This is a genomic window from Pseudonocardia alni (assembly GCF_002813375.1).
Lineage (GTDB): Bacteria > Actinomycetota > Actinomycetes > Mycobacteriales > Pseudonocardiaceae > Pseudonocardia > Pseudonocardia alni.
Window position 1 is genome coordinate 3896134 of record NZ_PHUJ01000003.1, and the last position, 17216, is coordinate 3913349.

14 protein-coding genes are annotated in these 17216 nt (G+C 72.3%); 7 read left to right on the forward strand and 7 right to left on the reverse strand.

Annotated elements, in window-relative coordinates:
* Positions 1–45 precede the first annotated feature (45 nt).
* Positions 46–1353, forward strand: a complete 1308-nt coding sequence (locus ATL51_RS19300; protein WP_167410021.1) for an MFS transporter — start codon at positions 46–48, stop codon at positions 1351–1353.
* Between the two features lie 46 nt (positions 1354–1399).
* Here the strand turns inward: ATL51_RS19300 and ATL51_RS19305 are convergent, their stop codons facing one another.
* Positions 1400–2539: a citrate synthase 2 gene (locus ATL51_RS19305; protein WP_100879455.1), complete on the reverse strand. Its 1140-nt coding sequence runs from the start codon at positions 2537–2539 to the stop codon at positions 1400–1402.
* A 200-nt stretch (positions 2540–2739) separates the two neighbouring features.
* Here ATL51_RS19305 and pdxH point away from each other — a divergent pair, with 200 nt between their 5' ends.
* From pdxH to ATL51_RS19325, 4 genes are all read left to right on the forward strand, one after another.
* Positions 2740–3393 carry a pyridoxamine 5'-phosphate oxidase gene (pdxH, locus tag ATL51_RS19310; RefSeq protein WP_073577864.1) on the forward strand — a complete coding sequence of 218 codons (654 nt, stop codon included), beginning with the start codon at positions 2740–2742 and terminating at the stop codon, positions 3391–3393.
* A 50-nt stretch (positions 3394–3443) separates the two neighbouring features.
* Complete coding sequence (locus ATL51_RS19315) at positions 3444–4838, forward strand: MFS transporter (RefSeq protein ID WP_301549092.1); 1395 nt, start codon at positions 3444–3446, stop codon at positions 4836–4838.
* 89 nt (positions 4839–4927) lie between these two features.
* Positions 4928–6238: a citrate synthase gene (locus tag ATL51_RS19320; protein ID WP_100879456.1), complete on the forward strand. Its 1311-nt coding sequence runs from the start codon at positions 4928–4930 to the stop codon at positions 6236–6238.
* A gap of 221 nt (positions 6239–6459) precedes the next feature.
* The gene (locus ATL51_RS19325; RefSeq protein WP_100879457.1) at positions 6460–7851 is read left to right on the forward strand and encodes a cryptochrome/photolyase family protein; all 1392 of its coding nucleotides are present in this window, start codon (positions 6460–6462) and stop codon (positions 7849–7851) included.
* Here ATL51_RS19325 and ATL51_RS19330 read toward each other — a convergent pair.
* Positions 7832–9004 carry an ABC transporter permease gene (locus ATL51_RS19330; RefSeq protein ID WP_100879458.1) on the reverse strand — a complete coding sequence of 391 codons (1173 nt, stop codon included), beginning with the start codon at positions 9002–9004 and terminating at the stop codon, positions 7832–7834. The genes ATL51_RS19325 and ATL51_RS19330 overlap by 20 nt on opposite strands.
* Complete coding sequence (locus ATL51_RS19335) at positions 9001–9912, reverse strand: ABC transporter ATP-binding protein (RefSeq protein WP_100880813.1); 912 nt, start codon at positions 9910–9912, stop codon at positions 9001–9003. The genes ATL51_RS19330 and ATL51_RS19335 overlap by 4 nt, the downstream gene beginning before the upstream one ends.
* Before the next feature lie 227 nt (positions 9913–10139).
* On the opposite strand from ATL51_RS19335, the gene ATL51_RS19340 reads away from it, so the two are divergent.
* Positions 10140–11465, forward strand: a complete 1326-nt coding sequence (locus ATL51_RS19340; RefSeq protein ID WP_301549093.1) for an MFS transporter — start codon at positions 10140–10142, stop codon at positions 11463–11465.
* A gap of 52 nt (positions 11466–11517) precedes the next feature.
* On the opposite strand, the gene ATL51_RS19345 is transcribed toward ATL51_RS19340, so the two are convergent.
* From ATL51_RS19345 to ATL51_RS19360, 4 genes are read right to left on the reverse strand one after another with little or no spacing between them, the layout of a single operon-like run.
* The gene (locus tag ATL51_RS19345) at positions 11518–12618 is read right to left on the reverse strand and encodes a gamma-glutamylcyclotransferase family protein (RefSeq protein ID WP_100879460.1); all 1101 of its coding nucleotides are present in this window, start codon (positions 12616–12618) and stop codon (positions 11518–11520) included.
* A 30-nt stretch (positions 12619–12648) separates the two neighbouring features.
* Entirely contained in the window at positions 12649–12876 is a 228-nt protein-coding gene (locus ATL51_RS19350) for a hypothetical protein (RefSeq protein WP_100879461.1), read from the reverse strand.
* A gap of 48 nt (positions 12877–12924) precedes the next feature.
* Positions 12925–13173 carry a hypothetical protein gene (locus ATL51_RS19355; protein ID WP_100879462.1) on the reverse strand — a complete coding sequence of 83 codons (249 nt, stop codon included), beginning with the start codon at positions 13171–13173 and terminating at the stop codon, positions 12925–12927.
* Between the two features lie 10 nt (positions 13174–13183).
* Positions 13184–15103 carry a sigma-54-dependent Fis family transcriptional regulator gene (locus tag ATL51_RS19360; RefSeq protein WP_301549094.1) on the reverse strand — a complete coding sequence of 640 codons (1920 nt, stop codon included), beginning with the start codon at positions 15101–15103 and terminating at the stop codon, positions 13184–13186.
* 344 nt (positions 15104–15447) lie between these two features.
* Between ATL51_RS19360 and ATL51_RS19365 the strand changes: the two genes are divergently transcribed.
* On the forward strand, positions 15448–17085 hold the full coding sequence (locus ATL51_RS19365) for a ferritin family protein (protein WP_167410085.1): 1638 nt from the start codon (positions 15448–15450) through the stop codon (positions 17083–17085).
* The last annotated feature ends 131 nt before the right edge of the window (positions 17086–17216 follow it).

The window sequence follows — 17216 nt, forward strand, 5'->3', positions numbered from 1 at the left end:
CGACGGCCACTGTTGCGCGACGCAGGGACCCCGCACCATGAGCCCATGACGACGGCGCCGACGACATCGGCCACGCAACGACGCCGGGTGCACCCGGCCTGGTGGGCCGCGGCCGCGACGTTCCTCGCGCTGCTCGGTGCGGCCGGTTTCCGGTCCACACCCGGGGTGCTGGTCGAGCCCCTGCACGCCGAGTTCGGCTGGGGCATCGGGTCCATCTCCTTCGCGCTCGCGGTGAACCTCGCCCTGTTCGGGGTGACCGCGCCGTTCGCGGCGGCGCTGATGGAGCGCTTCGGCGTGCGCCGCGTGGTCGCGACCGCGCTGGTCATGGTGGCGGTCGGCGCGGGCACGACCGTGTTCATGACGGCGGTCTGGCAGCTGGTGCTGCTGTGGGGCGTCGTCGTCGGGCTGGGTACCGGGTCGATGGCGATGGCGCTGGTCGCGACCGTCGTGAACCGCTGGTTCGTCGCCCGTCGCGGCCTCGTCTCCGGCGTTCTCACCGCCGCCACCGCCACCGGGCAGCTGGTGTTCCTGCCGCTCGTCGCGGCCGTCGTCGAGTCGGGCGGGTGGCGGCCCGCGGCGCTGATCACCGCGGGCGCGGCCCTGGCCGTGGTGCCGGTCGTGCTGCTGTTCCTGAAGGACCGCCCCGCCGACGCCGGGGTCCTGCCCTACGGCGGCACCGAGGCCGACGTCGTCCCGCCGCAGCGCACGGGTGCCGCGCGGCTGGCGCTGCGGGCCCTGGCCGACGCCTCGCGCACCGGTACGTTCTGGCTGCTCGTCGGCGGGTTCTTCATCTGCGGCGCGACGACGGCCGGGCTGGTCCAGTCCCACTTCGTCCCGGCCGCGCACGACCACGGCATGCCCGCGACGACGGCTGCCTCCCTGCTCGCGCTGGTCGGCATCTTCGACCTGCTCGGGACGATCCTCTCCGGCTGGCTGACCGACCGGGTCGACCCGCGGCTCCTGCTGGGCGCCTACTACGCGCTGCGTGGGCTGTCGCTGTTCCTGCTCCCGCCGCTGTTCGGGACCGACCTGAACGCGAGCATGCTCGCGTTCGTCGTGTTCTACGGCCTGGACTGGGTCGCGACCGTCCCACCGACGATGGCGCTGGCCCGCGAGGCGTTCGGCGCCCGCTCGGCGGTGGTGTTCGGCTGGATCTTCGCCTCGCACCAGATCGGGGCGGCGTTCGCCGCCCTCGTCGCGGGGCTGGTCCGGGACGCGCTGGGCAGCTACGACGCGGCCTGGTACGGCGGCGCCGTCCTCTGTGTCGTCGCGGCCGGGCTGTCGCTGGCGATCCGGCGCCGGCGGGTCCCCGCGCCGCTGCCCGTCGGGCCGCTCCCAGGGGAACCCTCGTAGCGCTCTACGCCACGAGAGTTCCCCTGGGGGCACACCGAGGGCGCGGTCAGCGGGCGGAGACCGAGTCCCAGCCCTCGACCTCCTGCGGACGGCGCGGGCCCGGGCCGATGTACTGCGCGCTCGGACGCACGAGCTTGCCCTCGCGCTTCTGCTCCATCACGTGCGCCGACCAGCCCGCGGTCCGGGCCGAGGTGAACATCGCGGGCATCATGTGCGGCGGGACCTCGGCGAAGTCGAGGATCACCGCCGCCCAGAACTCGACGTTCGTCTCGATCGGACGGTCCGGGCGCCGCTCGCGCAGGATCGCCAGCGCCGTGCGCTCCAGCTCGGCGGCCACCTCGTAGCGCGGGGCGTTCAGCTCCTGGCAGGTGCGGCGCAGCACGCGGGCCCGCGGGTCCTCGGCCCGGTAGACCCGGTGCCCGAAGCCCATGAGCTTCTCCTTGCGGTCCAGCAGGCCCTTCACCAGCGCCTCGGCGTCGCCCGTGCGCTCCACCTCGTCGATCATCGGGAGCACCCGGGCCGGGGCGCCGCCGTGCAGCGGGCCGGACATGGCGCCGATCGCGCCGGACAGCGACGCGGCGGCGTCGGCTCCGGTGGAGGCGATCACCCGGGCGGTGAAGGTCGAGGCGTTCATGCCGTGCTCGGCGGCGGACACCCAGTAGGCGTCGACGGCGGCGACGTGGCGCGGGTCGGGCTCGCCGCGCCAGCGGGTCATGAAGCGCTCGGTGATGGTGGAGCACTCGTCGATGCGCGACTGCGGCACCGCGGGCACACCGATGCCGCGGGCGGACTGGGCGACGTAGGACAGCGCCATCACCGAGGCGCGGGCCAGGTTGTCGCGGGCCTCCGTGTCGTCGATGTCGAGCAGCGGGCGGTAGCCCCAGTACGGGGCGAGCATGGCCAGCGCCGCCTGCACGTCGACCCGGACGTCCCCGGTGTGCACCGGGATCGGGAACGGCTCGGCGGGCGGCAGGCTCTGGCCGAACCGGCCGTCGACCAGCAGGGCCCAGACGTCGCCGAAGGTCACGGTGCCGGCGAGGTCCTCGAGGTCGACGCCGCGGTAGCGCAGCGAGCCGCCGTCCTTGTCGGGTTCGGCGATCTCGGTGCGGAACGCGACGTGGCCCTCCAGCCCGGACGTGAAGCCGGGCGGTGGCGGGGGCACCTCGTGCGCGGTCGTCTCGGTCACCGGGTCTCCTTCGGCTCGGATCGTCGCCGTCACCCTGCTCCGAACGGGTCAGCAGGGCAACGCGACCGACCGGTGGCGTCGATCACGAACCGGGCTCCCGTCCGTGAACACCGGTCGCGACCACTCCGATCGGCGGGTGCACACGCGGCTCCGGCGCGCTTACCGTGCGAGACGCACGCACCTGGCCGGAAGGGGAACCGATGACCGACGCGCCCGCGCTCGAGAGGATGCGGACGGACTACTCGAGCCGCCCGCTCGACGTCGACGACCTGGCCCCGACCTGGCACGAACAGCTCACCGCGTGGCTGGAGCAGGCCCGTGAAGCCGGACTGACCGAGCCGAACGCGATGGTGCTGGCGACCTCGGACCCGGACGGGCTGCCGTCGTCGCGCACGGTCCTGTGCAAGGGCCTCGACGCCGGCGGGATTGTCTTCTACACGAACTACACCTCGGCCAAGAGCCACGACCTGAACCGCACGCGCGTCGCCTCGGTGACCTTCCCCTGGTACGACCTGGCGCGGCAGGTGCAGCTCTCCGGCCGGGTGGAGCGCTGCTCGGACGCCCAGTCCGACGCCTACTGGGCGCTGCGCCCGCGCGGGTCGCAGCTGGGGGCGTGGGCGTCGGCGCAGTCGACGATCGTCGCCGGGCGGACCGTCCTCGACCAGGCGCTCGCCGGGGTCACCCGCCGCTTCGACGGCGTCGAGGAGATCCCGCGGCCCCCGCACTGGGGCGGCTGGCGGATCGTGCCGTGGCAGGTCGAGTTCTGGCAGGGCCGCGCCGACCGGATGCACGACCGGCTGCGTTTCGAGGCCGGCCGCGACGACGCCTGGTCGGTCCGCAGGCTCGCCCCCTAGGAGGGAACCCGGAGGCGCACCGTCGGGGGGCCCGTGTACACCTTGACGTCGTGAGCAGTCGCAACGATCCGGGGGACGGGCCGACCGAGCCCGTGCCCGGCGCGGAACGGGACTCCCCGACCCGGCCGGTCCCGTCCGCAACGGGCGACGGCCCGACCACCCGGACCCGCGCCGGTCGGGTCACCGGCCTGCTGCGGTCGACCTTCGCCGACACCACCCCGCTGCGCACGCCCGCGTACCGGCGGCTGTGGACCGCCGGGATCGTCACGGTGATCGGCGCCCAGCTGTCGGTCGTCGCCGTGCCGATCCAGGTCTTCCAGCTGACCGGGTCGTCGGCCTACGTGGGCCTGACCGGCCTGTTCGGGCTGGTCCCGCTCGTGGTGTTCGGGCTCTGGGGCGGCGCGATCGCCGACGCCGTCGACCGCCGGGTCATGCTGCTGTTCACGGGCTCCGGCATCGCGCTGAGCTCGCTGGCGCTGTGGGTGGTCTCGGCCAGCGGCGCCGGGAACGTGTGGGTCGTGCTGGTGCTGTTCGCGTTCCAGTCGGCGATGCTCGCGATGAACCAGCCCACCCGCAGCGCGGTCATCCCGCGGCTGCTGCCCGCCGAGCAGCTGCCCGCGGCGAACGCGCTGAACATGACCGTCGTGCAGGTCGGCGCGGTGCTCGGGCCGCTGCTGGCCGGGGTGCTGATCCCGTTCATCGGGTTGTCGACGCTCTACCTGATCGATGCGATCTTCCTGCTGGCGACGCTGTGGGCGACCTGGCGGCTGCCCGCGCTGCCCAGCTCTGCGCAACGGCTCGACGGCGCCCGCCCGAAGGTGGGGCTGCGCTCGGTCGTCGACGGCTTCCGCTACGTCGGGACGCAGCGCATCCTGCTCGTCTCGTTCCTGGTCGACGTGATCGCGATGGGTCTGGGCATGCCCCGGGTGCTGTTCCCGCAGATGGCGGTGGACACCTTCGGCGGGTCGGCCGACGGCGGCATCCAGCAGGGCCTGCTGTACGCCGCGATCCCGATCGGGATGGTCGCCGGCGGCGTGCTCTCGGGCTGGCTGCAGAAGGTGCAGCGCCAGGGCGTCGCGGTCGTCGTCGCGGTGTGCGTCTGGGGCGGCGGCGTGCTCGTGTTCGGGCTCACCGGCTCGCTGTTCCTCGCGGTGCTCGCGCTCGCCGTCGCCGGTGCCGGGGACCTGGTCAGCTCGGTCTACCGGTCGTCGATGCTGCAGACCGTCGCCACCGACGAGATGCGCGGCCGGATGCAGGGCGTGTTCATCGTCGTCGTCGCGGGCGGGCCCCGGCTCGCCGACATGTGGCACGGGTCGGTGGCCTCGCTCGTCGGGCCCGGCCCCACCGCGACGCTCGGCGGCCTCGCCGTGATCGTGGGCGTGCTGCTGTGCGTGTGGCGCTTCCCGGAGTTCCTCCGATATCGGGCACCCCGCGACGGAGGGTGAGAATCGTCGCCGCGTTCTGCGTAATCGCCCCGGCGGGCTAGCGTGTGCCCGAGACCCGATTGATCCCCGCTGTGAGAGGGAACCTCCACATGTCCGACGAGACCGCCGCCAAGTCCGACACCGCCGTACTCCGGTACTCGGGCGGCGAGTTCGAGACCGCGGTGCACACCCCGACGGAGGGGTCGCAGGCCGTCGACGTCAGCAAGCTGCTCGGCAAGACCGGCCTGGTCACCTTCGACCCGGGCTTCACCAGCACCGCTGCCTGCTCGTCCGCGATCACCTACATCGACGGTGACGCCGGCATCCTCCGCTACCGCGGTTACCCGATCGACCAGCTGGCCGGGAACTCCACGTTCCTCGAGGTCAGCTACCTGCTGATCTACGGCGAGCTGCCGAGCCAGCAGCAGCTCGACGCCTTCACCAACCGGATCAGCCGGCACACCCTGCTGCACGAGGACCTCAAGCGCTTCTTCGAGGGCTTCCCGCGGGACGCGCACCCGATGCCGGTGCTGTCGTCGGCGGTCAGCGCGCTGTCGACCTTCTACCAGGACTCGCTGGACCCGCACGACGAGGAGGCCGTCGAGCTCTCCACCGTGCGGCTCATGGCGAAGGTCTTCACGATCGCCGCCTACGCGTACAAGAAGTCCGTCGGGCAGCCGTTCCTGTACCCGGACAACTCCCTCGGCCTCGTCGAGAACTTCCTGCGGATGACGTTCGGGTTCCCTGCCGAGCCCTACGAGCTGGACCCGGACATGGTCCGCGCTCTCGACACGCTGCTGATCCTGCACGCCGACCACGAGCAGAACTGCTCCACGTCGACGGTGCGGCTGGTCGGCTCCAGCCAGGCGAACCTGTTCGCCTCCATCTCCGCCGGCGTCAACGCGCTGTTCGGCCCGCTGCACGGCGGCGCCAACCAGGCGGTCCTGGAGATGCTGACCCGCATCAAGGACGTCGAGGGCGGCAACGTCGACGACTTCGTGAACCGGGTCAAGAACAAGGAGCAGGGCGCGAAGCTGATGGGCTTCGGGCACCGGGTCTACAAGAACTACGACCCGCGCGCGAAGATCGTCAAGGAGCAGGCCGAGACGATCCTCAAGAAGCTCGGCGTCAACGACCCGCTGCTCGACATCGCCATGACGCTCGAGGAGAAGGCGCTGGCCGACGACTACTTCGTCGAGCGCAAGCTCTACCCGAACGTCGACTTCTACACCGGCGTCATCTACCGGGCGATGGGCTTCCCGGTGAAGATGTTCACCGTGCTCTTCGCGCTCGGCCGGCTCCCGGGCTGGATCGCGCACTGGCGCGAGATGATGAACGACCCGCAGAACAAGATCGGGCGTCCGCGCCAGCTCTACACCGGTTCCGCGGAGCGCCTCTACGTCCCGGTCGGCCAGCGCTGACCGCGTAGCCCCACCGCCTCACCTCCCGAGCGGGCCGGTCCCACGACCGGCCCGCTCGCTCGTTCCGGGGAGCCGCCGCCCCGCCTCGCGTACTGCCGCCCCGGCGCCCCCAGGGGAACCCTCGTAGCGCTCTAAGCCACGAGAGTTCCCCTGGGGGCATACCGGAGGAACGCGGCGGCTCGGCGGGCGGGCCGGCGGCGGCGCCGCTAGCGTCGACCGGCATGGCGCCCAGCACTGCCGTCGTCTGGTTCCGGCGCGACCTCCGGGTCGCCGACCAGCCCACGTTCCTTGCCGCGGCCGACGCCGCCGACCGTGCGCTCGCGCTGTTCGTGCTGGACCCGGTACTGCTGAAGCCCTCGGGTGCCGCGCGGGCGAACTTCCTCTACGGCTGCCTGCGCGAGCTCGACGAGGCCCTCGGCGGGAAGCTGCTCGTGGTGAGGGGCGACCCGGACGACGTCGTCCCGCGGGTCGCGCGGGCCGTCGGCGCGCAGACCGTGCACGTCGCCGCGGACTACGGCCCCTACGGCCGCGAACGTGACGAGAACGTCGAGAAGGCGTTGTCCGACGACGGCGTCGAGCTCGTCCGCACCGGTTCGCCGTACGCCGTCGCGCCGGGCCGGGTGGAGAAGGGCGGCGGCGGGCCGTTCAAGGTGTTCACCCCGTTCAGCCGCGCGTGGGCCGACCACGGCTGGCGCCCCCCGGCGGGCACCGACGCGTCGACGTGCACCTGGATGGACCCCTCGGACAAGGACGGCGGTCCGCGCGCGGTGAAGGTCCCCGGCGACGAGCCGGTCGAGGCCGAGCTGCCCGAGCCGGGGGAGTCCGCCGGGCTGGCGCGCTGGCGCGACTTCCTCGACGAGGGTGTCCTGGACTACGAGTCCGACCGCGACCTGCCGGCGAATAAGGGCACCTCGGGGATGTCGCCGTACCTCAAGTACGGCTGCGTGCACCCGCGCACGCTGCTCGCCGACCTCGCGCAGCACCGGGGCGACTCGGTCAAGGCCTACCGCACCGAGATCGCCTGGCGCGAGTTCTACGCCGACGTGCTCCACCGGCGCCCGGACTCGGCGCGCGAGAACTACGACAAGGGTTTCGACCATCTGCCGCTGCGCACCGGGAAGGCGGCCGACGCCGACTTCGAGCGCTGGTGCGAGGGCCGCACCGGCTACCCGATCGTCGACGCCGGGATGCGCCAGCTGCGCGGCGAGGCGTGGATGCACAACCGGGTGCGGATGATCGTCGCGTCGTTCCTGGTCAAGGACCTGCACATCCCGTGGTGGCGCGGCGCGCGGCACTTCATGGCGCTGCTCGTCGACGGCGACCTGGCCTCCAACCAGCACGGCTGGCAGTGGACGGCCGGGTCGGGGACGGACGCCTCGCCGTACTTCCGCATCTTCAACCCGATCACCCAGGGCGAGCGGTTCGACCCCGACGGCGACTACGTGCGCCGCTGGGTGCCCGAGCTCGCCGACGTCGAGGGCAAGGCCGTGCACCAGCCGTGGAAGCTGAAGGGCGGCATCCCGGAGGGGTATCCGGAGCCGATGGTCGACCACAAGGCCGAGCGTCAGGATGCGCTCGCCCGCTACGACCAGGTCAAGGCCGCCCGGTCCTGAGGGCGTCCCGCCAGCGGACCCGGGCCCCGGTGCGCAGCACCGAGTTGCGGTAGACGCGGGCCGACAGCACCACCATCCCGGCCAGCGCGAGCAGCGCGAGCGCGTAGGCGAGCACCGGCTCCCACCACTCGGTGACGCCCAGCGCGGTCCGGGCCGGCATCAGTGTCTGCGACAGGTACGGCACGAACGACAGGACCGTGGTGACGGGGTTGCGCGGGCCCACGGGCAGCACGGCGACGGCGAGCAGGAACGGCACGAGCAGCACGACGGCGATCGGCGCGGTCACCGACTGGAGTTCCTCCTGGCGGGACACGAGCGCCCCCGCCGCCGCGTAGAGCGTCGCGAACAGGAAGAACCCGACCAGGTACCAGGCCAGCGCCGACACCAGCGTCGGCAGCAGCAGCGCCGGGACGGCCAGCGCGCCCGTGCCCACCGCGACGGCCGCGCCCACCGCGCCGAGGATCAGCAGTTGCAGCAGCCCGACCAGACCGAGGCCGAGCACCTTCCCGGCGAGCAGCTGCCGGGCCGGGATCGTCGCGAGCAGCAGCTCCACCACGCGTCCGGACTTCTCCTCGACCACCCCCTGCGCGACCGCCGCGCCGTAGGCGGTGACCGAGAAGAACAGCAGGAACGTCACGACGAACGCGGTCCCCACCCGCTGGCCCAGCTCGGTGTCGACCGGTTCGAGGGTGCGCACGCCCACCCCGGACAGCGTGCTGACCCGCTCCGGGTCGGCGCCGGCGGCGAGCAGCGACTCGCGCACGGCCTGCTGCTCGACGACGTCGGCGACCAGCGACCGCAGCCCCGGCGCGACGTCGTCGAGGCCCACGAGCTGGTAGGTCCCCGGTGCCCCGGTGAGCATCGCGTCGGCCTCGCCGGTGCGGACCATCGACTCGGCGGTGGCCCGGTTCCCGGCCTCGGTCAGCCGCAGCGCGGTGCCCAGCCGGTCCGCGGTGCCCTGCAGCTCGCCGCGCAGCTCGCGGGCCGGCCCGTCGAGCACCAGCGACGACGACGAGTTCTGCGACCCGGCGAACACGATCACCGCGCCGTAGCCGCCGAACACCAGCAGCATCAGCAGGATCCCGACGACGAACGTCCGCGACCGCAGCTGGGTGGTGATCTCCCGCCGCGCGACGAGCAGCACCGTCCTCATCGGGCACCGTCGGTCGACGGGACGGCGCGGTCGCGCACGGCGTCGCGGTACAGCTCGGTCAGCGGCGGCCGGTACGGACCGAACGCGTGTACCGGTCCGGCGGCGAGCGCCGCGGCGAGCAGCGCCTGGTCGTCGGTGCCCGGCGCCAGCTCGACGCGGGTGCGGTCGCCCTCGGTGCCGACGACCCGTACCCCGGCGACGGTATCGGCCCAGCCGGGCGGCGGGCCCGTCACGTCGTAACGGTCGGCGGCCCCGGCCCGCAGTCCGTCGACCGTCCCGACCGCGGCCATCCGGCCCGCCGAGATGATCCCGACCCGGTCGCACAGCCGCTCCACCAGCTCCAGCTGGTGGGAGGAGAAGACCACGGGCACCCCGGCCGCGGCACGCTCGCGCAGCACCGCCCCCAGGGTGTCGACGGCCGCCGGGTCCAGCCCGGAGAACGGTTCGTCGAGGACCAGCAGGTCGGGGTCGTGCACCAGCGCGGCGCACAGCTGCACCCGCTGCTGGTTCCCCAGCGACAGCTTCTGCACCTCGTCGCCGCGGCGGTCGGCGAGCCCGACCCGGTCGGTCCAGGTCTCGGTGGCGGCGAGCGCGGCCGACCGGGACAGCCCGTGCAGCCGGGCCAGGTAGACGAGCTGCTCGGCGACCCGCATCCGTGGATACAGACCGCGCTCCTCGGGCAGGTAGCCGATCCGGCGCCGGTCCGCGGGACCGAGCGGGTCGCCCTTCCAGGTGACCGCGCCGGCGTCGGCGTCGAGGACGCCGAGCACGATCCGCATCGTCGTCGTCTTGCCCGCGCCGTTCCCGCCGACGAAGCCGAACACCTCGCCCGGGGCGACGGTGAAGCTCACCCCGTCCAGCGCGACGGCGGGGCCGAACCGCTTGGCCAGGCCGTCGATCGCCAGCACGGTCGCGACGCTACACGGGGCCGTCGCGAAGGGCCGGGGATCGATCTCCACCCGTGGGTGGCAGCCCCCCTTTTCGCTCTGTAAGCTCCGCACACCGCAAAGACGCTCACCATGTCGATCGCGTAACGAAATGCGGCTCCGCTTGCGGTCCGGCATTTCGACAGTGGGGGGATTATCGAATGTCATCGACTCCGGCAGACGCTGGTCAGCAGGGTGATCAGGACGAAGTGGAGCCCTCCGTCCTGCGGAGGGCGGTCGCCGCGTCGGCGATCGGAAACGCCACGGAATGGTTCGACTACGGCATCTACGCCTACCTGACGGTCGAACTGACGAACGCGTTCTTCCCGGGTGAGCTGGGATATCTCGGGACCCTGCTCGGGTTCGCGATCTCGTTCGTCCTGCGGCCGCTCGGCGGCTTCGTGTGGGGTCCGCTCGGTGACCGCATCGGCAGGCAGAAGGTCCTGTCGATGACGATCATCCTGATGGGTGTCGCGACGTTCCTGATCGGCGTCATCCCGTCGTACGAGACGATCGGCTGGGCCGCCCCGGCGCTCCTGTTCCTGCTGCGGATCATCCAGGGCTTCTCCACCGGCGGTGAGTACGGCGGCGCCGCCACGTTCATGGCGGAGTACGCGCCGGACCGCAAGCGCGGCTTCTGGGGCAGCTTCCTGGAGTTCGGCACCCTGGCCGGCTTCACGCTCGCGGTGCTGGTCGTCTTCGGCCTGGAGACCGCGATCGGCGAGCAGGCCATGCTCGACTACGGCTGGCGCATCCCGTTCATGATCGCCCTGCCGCTGGCCATGATCGGTCTCTACATCCGGACCAAGCTCGAGGACACCCCGGTGTTCCGGGACCTGGAGGCCGCCGGCGAGTCCGAGTCCGCCGCGACCGGAGCGCTCAAGGACCTCCTCGTACGCTACTGGCAGCCGATCCTGGCGCTGTTCGGACTGGTCATCGCGCTGAACGTCATCAACTACACCCTGCTGACCTACATGCCGACCTACCTGCAGACGACGCTGTCGATGGACTCGGCGAGTGCCGACACCGTCGCCGTGATCGGCCAGGTCGTGATGATGCTGCTGATCCCGTTCGCCGGTGCGCTGTCGGACCGCATCGGCCGCAAACCGTGCTGGTGGATCTCACTGGTCGGCATCTTCGTGCTGGCGATCCCGATGTACATGCTGATGGCGCAGAGCCTGCCGCTGGCGATCCTCGGGTTCACCGTGCTCGGCCTGATCTACCTGCTGCAGCTCGGGACGATCTCCGCGACGTTCCCGGCGATGTTCCCGACCCACGTCCGGTTCGCCGGCATGGCGATCTCCTACAACGTGGCGACGGCGGCGTTCGGCGGCACCGCGCCGCTGATCAACGAGGCGGCCATCGAAGGCACGGGCGACGTCCTGTTCCCGGCCTACTACATGATGGGCGCCTGCGTGGTCGGCATGATCGCGCTCTACTTCGTCATCGAGACGAAGGGTGTGTCGATCGCCGGCCGGGACGTCCCGGGGCTCGCCGAGCACCGCGCACGCCAGGCCGCGAAGACCGGCTCCTGACGCGTACCGCCCGACCGGGCCCGTCCCCACCGGGGACGGGCCCGGTCCGCGTTCAGCGCCCCGCCCACCCCCGGGCCAGCGGCACGTGCCCGACCCGCGCCGCCGCCCACACCCAGGCCCAGCAGACGGTGCCGTCCTCGACGACCACCCGGATACGGGCGTACTCCGGCCCCTCGTAGGCGTCCAGGATCGCCAGCGCGGACACCGGGTCGGCCAGCTCGACGACCCAGCCGGGCACGCCGTCGCCGGTGTCGAGGGTGAGGGCCGGGTAGTCGTGCCCGGTGTCGGCGATCCCGCCGACCGGCAGCACCGCCGGCTGCGGCAGCGTCGCCGAGGCGTGCGCGCGCAGCAGCCCGAACGCGCGCTGACCCGGCATCAGCGAGCCGTAGACGAACACCCGGGAAGGCCAATGTTCCGGCACGGGCACCCCCTCGGCGGTGTCGGCGTCGAGCCCGTCCGGGCCGGGCGTCCCGGCCTGCGCGGCGGCCCCGGCCTGGTCGAGGGCGGTGCAGGTCACCGGGGCGCCGTCGAGCACGAGCGGCCGGCGGTCGGTGCGGTCGTCCCCGGTCGGGGTCTGCGGTGCGACGTAGGCCCACGGCCGGTCCAGCACCCCGACGCCGTCGAGGAGGGTCACGCGCCCGGTCGCGACCCGGGCGAGCCGGTAGCGGGGCGGGTCGGCGTCGCGGCCCTCGACGGTGTCGAGCGCGGCGAACTGCTCCGGTGCGGCCAGCCACACGGTGTGCTCCTCCACCGCACCGTCGAGGGCGGCCAGGGTGGCCGGACGCTGGTCGTCGACGACGCGGCGACCGGCCGCCCACACCGCCGCCAGGCCCGCGGTGCGCACCCGCAGCACGACCACCGGCCCGCCCAGCCCGCGCGCGTCGCGCATCCAGGTGATCTTCGACGGGCAGGCGTTCGAGCCGTAGGCCAGCAGCGGCACCCGCCCGGCCAGCCGCGGTGCGCCCAGGCCGGTGAGCACGTCGTCGAGGCAGCGGCCGCCGGCCCGCCATCCCGAGGGCGCCGACGGGTCGGCCGTCAGCGGGTGGGTGCGGCCGTCGGTGTGCAGGAACGAGCACGGCGGCCGGGCGCCCGGGTAGGGGTCGGCGGGGAACGCCGAGTCCGGCCACGGTGCAGCGATGTCCGTTCCCGTCATGGGCACGGACCGTAGATCAACGACCGGGGCTCAGCGGTGCGCGCCCGGGTAGCGCCGTCGCAGCAGCGCCGCCGCCAGGGCGAACAGCGCCAGGACCGACAGCACGGACACCACGACGAGCACCGCCGTCGAGGTGCCGGCGGGCAGCAGCATGAGGGGCCAGAGCACGGCGACCAGCACGATCAGCGCGGCGACGGCGCCGCGCAGCGGGGCCGGGACGCCGTCGGGGATCAGGAACAACCGTCGGAGCAGGGCCATGGTCCGACGGTAGGGGCCGTCCGGGGGCGTCGCAGTCCGTACGGGCCGTCACCCCTCGTGTCGGCGCCTGCCCTGCGTCGCCGCCCGGCGCAGCAGCGCCGCGGTCAGCAGCATCAGTCCCAGCACCGCGAGCGCGGACATGACCACCCGCAGCCACAGCGGCGCCGGGTCCGGCAGCAGCATCGCGATGACGAACACCCCGGCCATCGAGCTGCTCAGCAGGATCATCACCAGCAGCGGGGGCGGCTTGCCCTCCGGGAAGGAGAACGCGCGGACGATCCGGCTGCGGCGACCCACGCCGCGCAGGCTACCGGGACATCCCCGCCCCCTCCGGCGTCGCGATGCCGTAGCCGCGGATCTTGCGGTAGATCGTGGCCCGGCTCATCCCGAGCCGGCGCGCGGCCTCGGCCTTGTTGCCGTCGGCGTCGAGCAGGGCGTCGACGATGGCGTCGCACTCGATCGACTCCAGCGGGGTCAGCACCCGCCGGGCCAGCACCCGCGTCTCCGGCGGCAGGTCCTCCAGCCGGATCACCCCGGTCCGGCGACGGCTCACGACCTTGCGCAGCACCTGGTAGAGCTGCTCGACGTTGCCCGGCCACCGGTGCCGCATCAGCACCCGCAGGGCCTCCGGCGCACAGGTCAGGTCGGCGCCGCGCGTCAGCCGGGCGAGCAGGTACGGCACCAGCTCGGCGACGTCCTCCACGTGGTGGCGCAGCGGCGGGACCTCGATGGTGCGCGGGAAGCAGTCCAGCAGCGACGCGAGCTCGGGTGAGTCGGTCGTCCGGGAGCTGCCGCGGGTCGCGACGACCCAGGCCCGCTCCGGGTCGGTCGACTCGCGGTGCGGCTCGAGCACGTCGGCGAGCGCCGCCGCGGCGGCCGGGGGGAGCCGGTCGACCTCGCGCAGCACCAGCGTCCCGCCGCCGCCGTCGAGCTCGTCGGACACCTCGGAGAGCCATCGCGGGCCCACGTCGCCGGCGTCGAGCACACGCACGTGCCCGGCGGGGGAGTGGAGGTGGTGAGTGGCGCGGGCCAGCGTGGTCCGGCCGGAGCCGTGCTCGCCCTGCAGCACCAGCCACTCGTTGGTGCGGAAGTGCCGGTCCACCGCCTGGGCGCACTTGGTCCACAGCGCCCCCGAGCCGACGGCGGTCGGCAGCGCGGTGGTGATCGTCGGGGTCGCGGAGCCGCGGCCGACGGTGTCGCGGTGGGTCAGGCTCACCTGCAGGATGCCGCCCGCCGAGCCCGCCTCGTTCCAGCTCGGCCGGCACTGCACGCGCGCGGTCGCCCCGCTCGGCAGGTCGACGACGAGCTGGCGGTTGCGTCCGGCCCGCAGCGCGTCGGTCGCCCCGGCGAGCAGCGGGACCTGGTCACCGGGTGCGATGAGCTCGCGGGCGCGGTCGTTCATCATCACGAGGTCGTCGCCGACGGCGAGCACCGCGGAGTCGCCCCCGCGCTGGACCGCGGTCAGGTAGTCGTGCAGCAGCGTCAGCTCGTGCCGCCCGGACGCGGCGAGCAGCGCCTCCTCGATGCGGCGGGCCGTCGTCGCGGCGGTGGCGACCATCAGCGCGTTGGCCTCGCTCCGCCAGCAGGTCAGGTCGACGACGCCGAGGATCTTGCCGGTCACCGGGTGCCGGATCGGGGCGCCGGCACAGGCCAGGTCCTCCAGGTGCTCGACGAAGTGCTCGTGCCCGAACACCTCGGTCGGGCGCCTGCCCTCCAGCGCGGTGCCGATGCCGTTGGTGCCGACGTGCTGCTCGGCGTAGGAGAAACCGGGGACGAGCCACACCCGGTCCAGGTGCTGACGCAGCGCGGAGTCACCGGTCCGGCGGTCGAGGACGACACCGTCGCCGTCGCAGAGGATGAGGCTGACCGGCTCGGTGGCGAACTGGTCGCACAGCTCGGAGACGATCGGCGTGGCCGCCCGCACCAGCGGGCTGTCGGTCTCGCGGCCGATCTCGGGCAGGTCGATGGAGTCGGGCGCGACGTCGCTGTCCCGCGACCGGATCCAGGACGCCAGGATCGGCGGGCGGACCGAGTCCTCACGCATCTGCTCGTGGTGCAGGAACGCGTCGCGGGCCGCCGCGATGCGTTCGGCCGCGGCGCTGGTGCTGGTCCTGGTGGCGGGTGTGGGCGCCGAGCCGGTGACGGGGGAGTCATGTCCGTGTCGCGGGCGCGGCGTCGGCCGGCCCGCCCGGGTGGCGCCCTGCGCGCCGTCGGGCAGGGGTCTCACACACGGCCTCCTCGCCTGTGTCGAGCTCGGGACACGACCACCGAGGACCCGCGTACGACAGCGGTGACCTGCCCGGATCCCGTGGTCACGGCGACGGTACGCGCCGTGAGAGCAAGATCACCACAGGTAGTGGGGCGGAAGAGTCTCATATTGAGACCTCGAATGCCTGCCGGACCATGTGTGATTCGCAGCACGGAAGACAGACGGCACCGGCGCCGCGGCATCCACCCACGTCACCGGGTCGTCCGAGCTCCGTGCACGACCACGACATCGGGCTACCCGCGCTCGCCCGCTGATCCGACCACAACCCACCACCGTGAGGAGACGACGTGAGTCGGCAGAGTTTGGCGAAGGCTCACCAGAAGATCCAGGAGCTTTCCTGGGAGCCGCAGTACCACGAGCCGTACATGAAGTACGGAACCGACTACACCTTCAAGAAGGCGGCGAAGAAGGACCCGCTCAAGCAGGTCCTGCGCTCGTACTTCCCGATGGAGGAGGAGAAGGACCACCGCGTCTACGGCGCCCAGGACGGTGCCATCCGCGGCAACATGTTCCGGCAGGTGCAGGAGCGCTGGCTGGAGTGGCAGAAGCTCTTCCTGTCGATCATCCCGTTGCCGGAGATCTCGGCGGCGCGCTCGATGCCGATGCTGTTCCACGTGGTGCCGAACCCGGAGCTGCACAACGGCCAGGCGATCCAGATGATCGACGAGGTTCGGCACAGCACGATCCAGCAGAACCTCAAGCGCCTGTACATGAACAACTACATCGACCCGGCGGGCTTCAACAACTCGCTGCGGAACTTCCAGTCGGACTACTGCGGCACCATCGGCCGCCAGTTCGCGGAGGGGTTCATCACCGGTGACGCCATCACCGCCGCGTCGATCTACCTGACCATCGTCGCGGAGACCGCGTTCACGAACACCCTGTTCGTGGCGATGCCGGCGGAGGCGGCCGCCAACGGCGACTACCTGCTGCCGACGGTGTTCCACTCGGTGCAGTCCGACGAGTCGCGGCACATCTCCAACGGCTACGCCACGCTCCTGATGGCGCTGTCGGACGAGGACAACCGCCAGCTGCTCGAGCGCGACCTGCGCTACGCGTGGTGGAACAACCACCGCGTCGTCGACGCCGCCATCGGTACCTTCATCGAGTACGGCACGAAGGACCGCCGCAAGGACCGCGAGTCCTACGCGGAGATGTGGCGCCGCTGGATCTACGACGACTACTACCGCAGCTACCTGCTGCCGCTCGAGAAGTACGGCCTGGTGATCCCGCACGACCTGGTCGAGGAGTCCTGGAACCAGATCTGGAACAAGGGCTACGTCCACGAGGTCGCGCAGTTCTTCGCCACCGGCTGGTGCGCCAACTACTGGCGCATCGACGGCATGACCGACACCGACTTCGAGTGGTTCGAGTACAAGTACCCGGGCTGGTACGACCGGTACGGCAAGTGGTGGGAGAACTACAACCGCCTCGCCAAGCCGAACGGTCACCACGCCATCGTGGCCGAGGACGTCGACTACGTGTACCCGCACCGCTGCTGGACCTGCATGGTCCCGTGTCTGGTGCGTGAGGACATGGTCGTCGACAAGGTGGACGGCCAGTGGCGCACGTACTGCCACGAGGTCTGCCGCTGGACCGACGCCGAGGCCTTCCGGCCCGTGTACCAGGGTCGCGAGACCCCGAACATGGGCAAGCTCGTGGGTCACCGCGAGTGGGAGACGCTCTACCACGGCTGGAACTGGGCCGACGTCGTCCAGGACATGGGCTTCGTCCGTGACGACGGCAAGACGCTGACCGCTCAGCCGCACCTCGATCTCGACCCGAAGAAGATGTGGACGCTGGACCACATGCGGCGCATGCCGCACCTGGCCAGCCCCAACGTCATCCTCAACGAGATGAGCGACGCCGAGCGCGAGGCGTTCGTGGCGGACTACAACCGCCAGGGGCCGGGAGGCCGGCCCGCGCCCACCGACGCCTGAGCGCGGGTCAGGCGAGGGGAGGGGGTCCCCGTCATGCCATGACGGGTCCCTCTCCCCGCGGCCCGGCCGGGGGGTCGTCTTCCCCGGCCGGGTCACCCCGGGACTCCCGTCCGCCGGGCGGGGCCCGGGGC

Coding starts and splice junctions, on each gene's coding strand:
- ATL51_RS19345 (WP_100879460.1), bottom strand. CDS start 12,618: ATGACGGGAACGGACATCGCTGCACCGTGGCCGGACTCGGCGTTCCCC.
- ATL51_RS19325 (WP_100879457.1), top strand. CDS start 6,460: ATGGCGCCCAGCACTGCCGTCGTCTGGTTCCGGCGCGACCTCCGGGTC.
- ATL51_RS19350 (WP_100879461.1), bottom strand. CDS start 12,876: ATGGCCCTGCTCCGACGGTTGTTCCTGATCCCCGACGGCGTCCCGGCC.
- ATL51_RS19330 (WP_100879458.1), bottom strand. CDS start 9,004: ATGAGGACGGTGCTGCTCGTCGCGCGGCGGGAGATCACCACCCAGCTG.
- ATL51_RS19320 (WP_100879456.1), top strand. CDS start 4,928: ATGTCCGACGAGACCGCCGCCAAGTCCGACACCGCCGTACTCCGGTAC.
- pdxH (WP_073577864.1), top strand. CDS start 2,740: ATGACCGACGCGCCCGCGCTCGAGAGGATGCGGACGGACTACTCGAGC.
- ATL51_RS19300 (WP_167410021.1), top strand. CDS start 46: ATGACGACGGCGCCGACGACATCGGCCACGCAACGACGCCGGGTGCAC.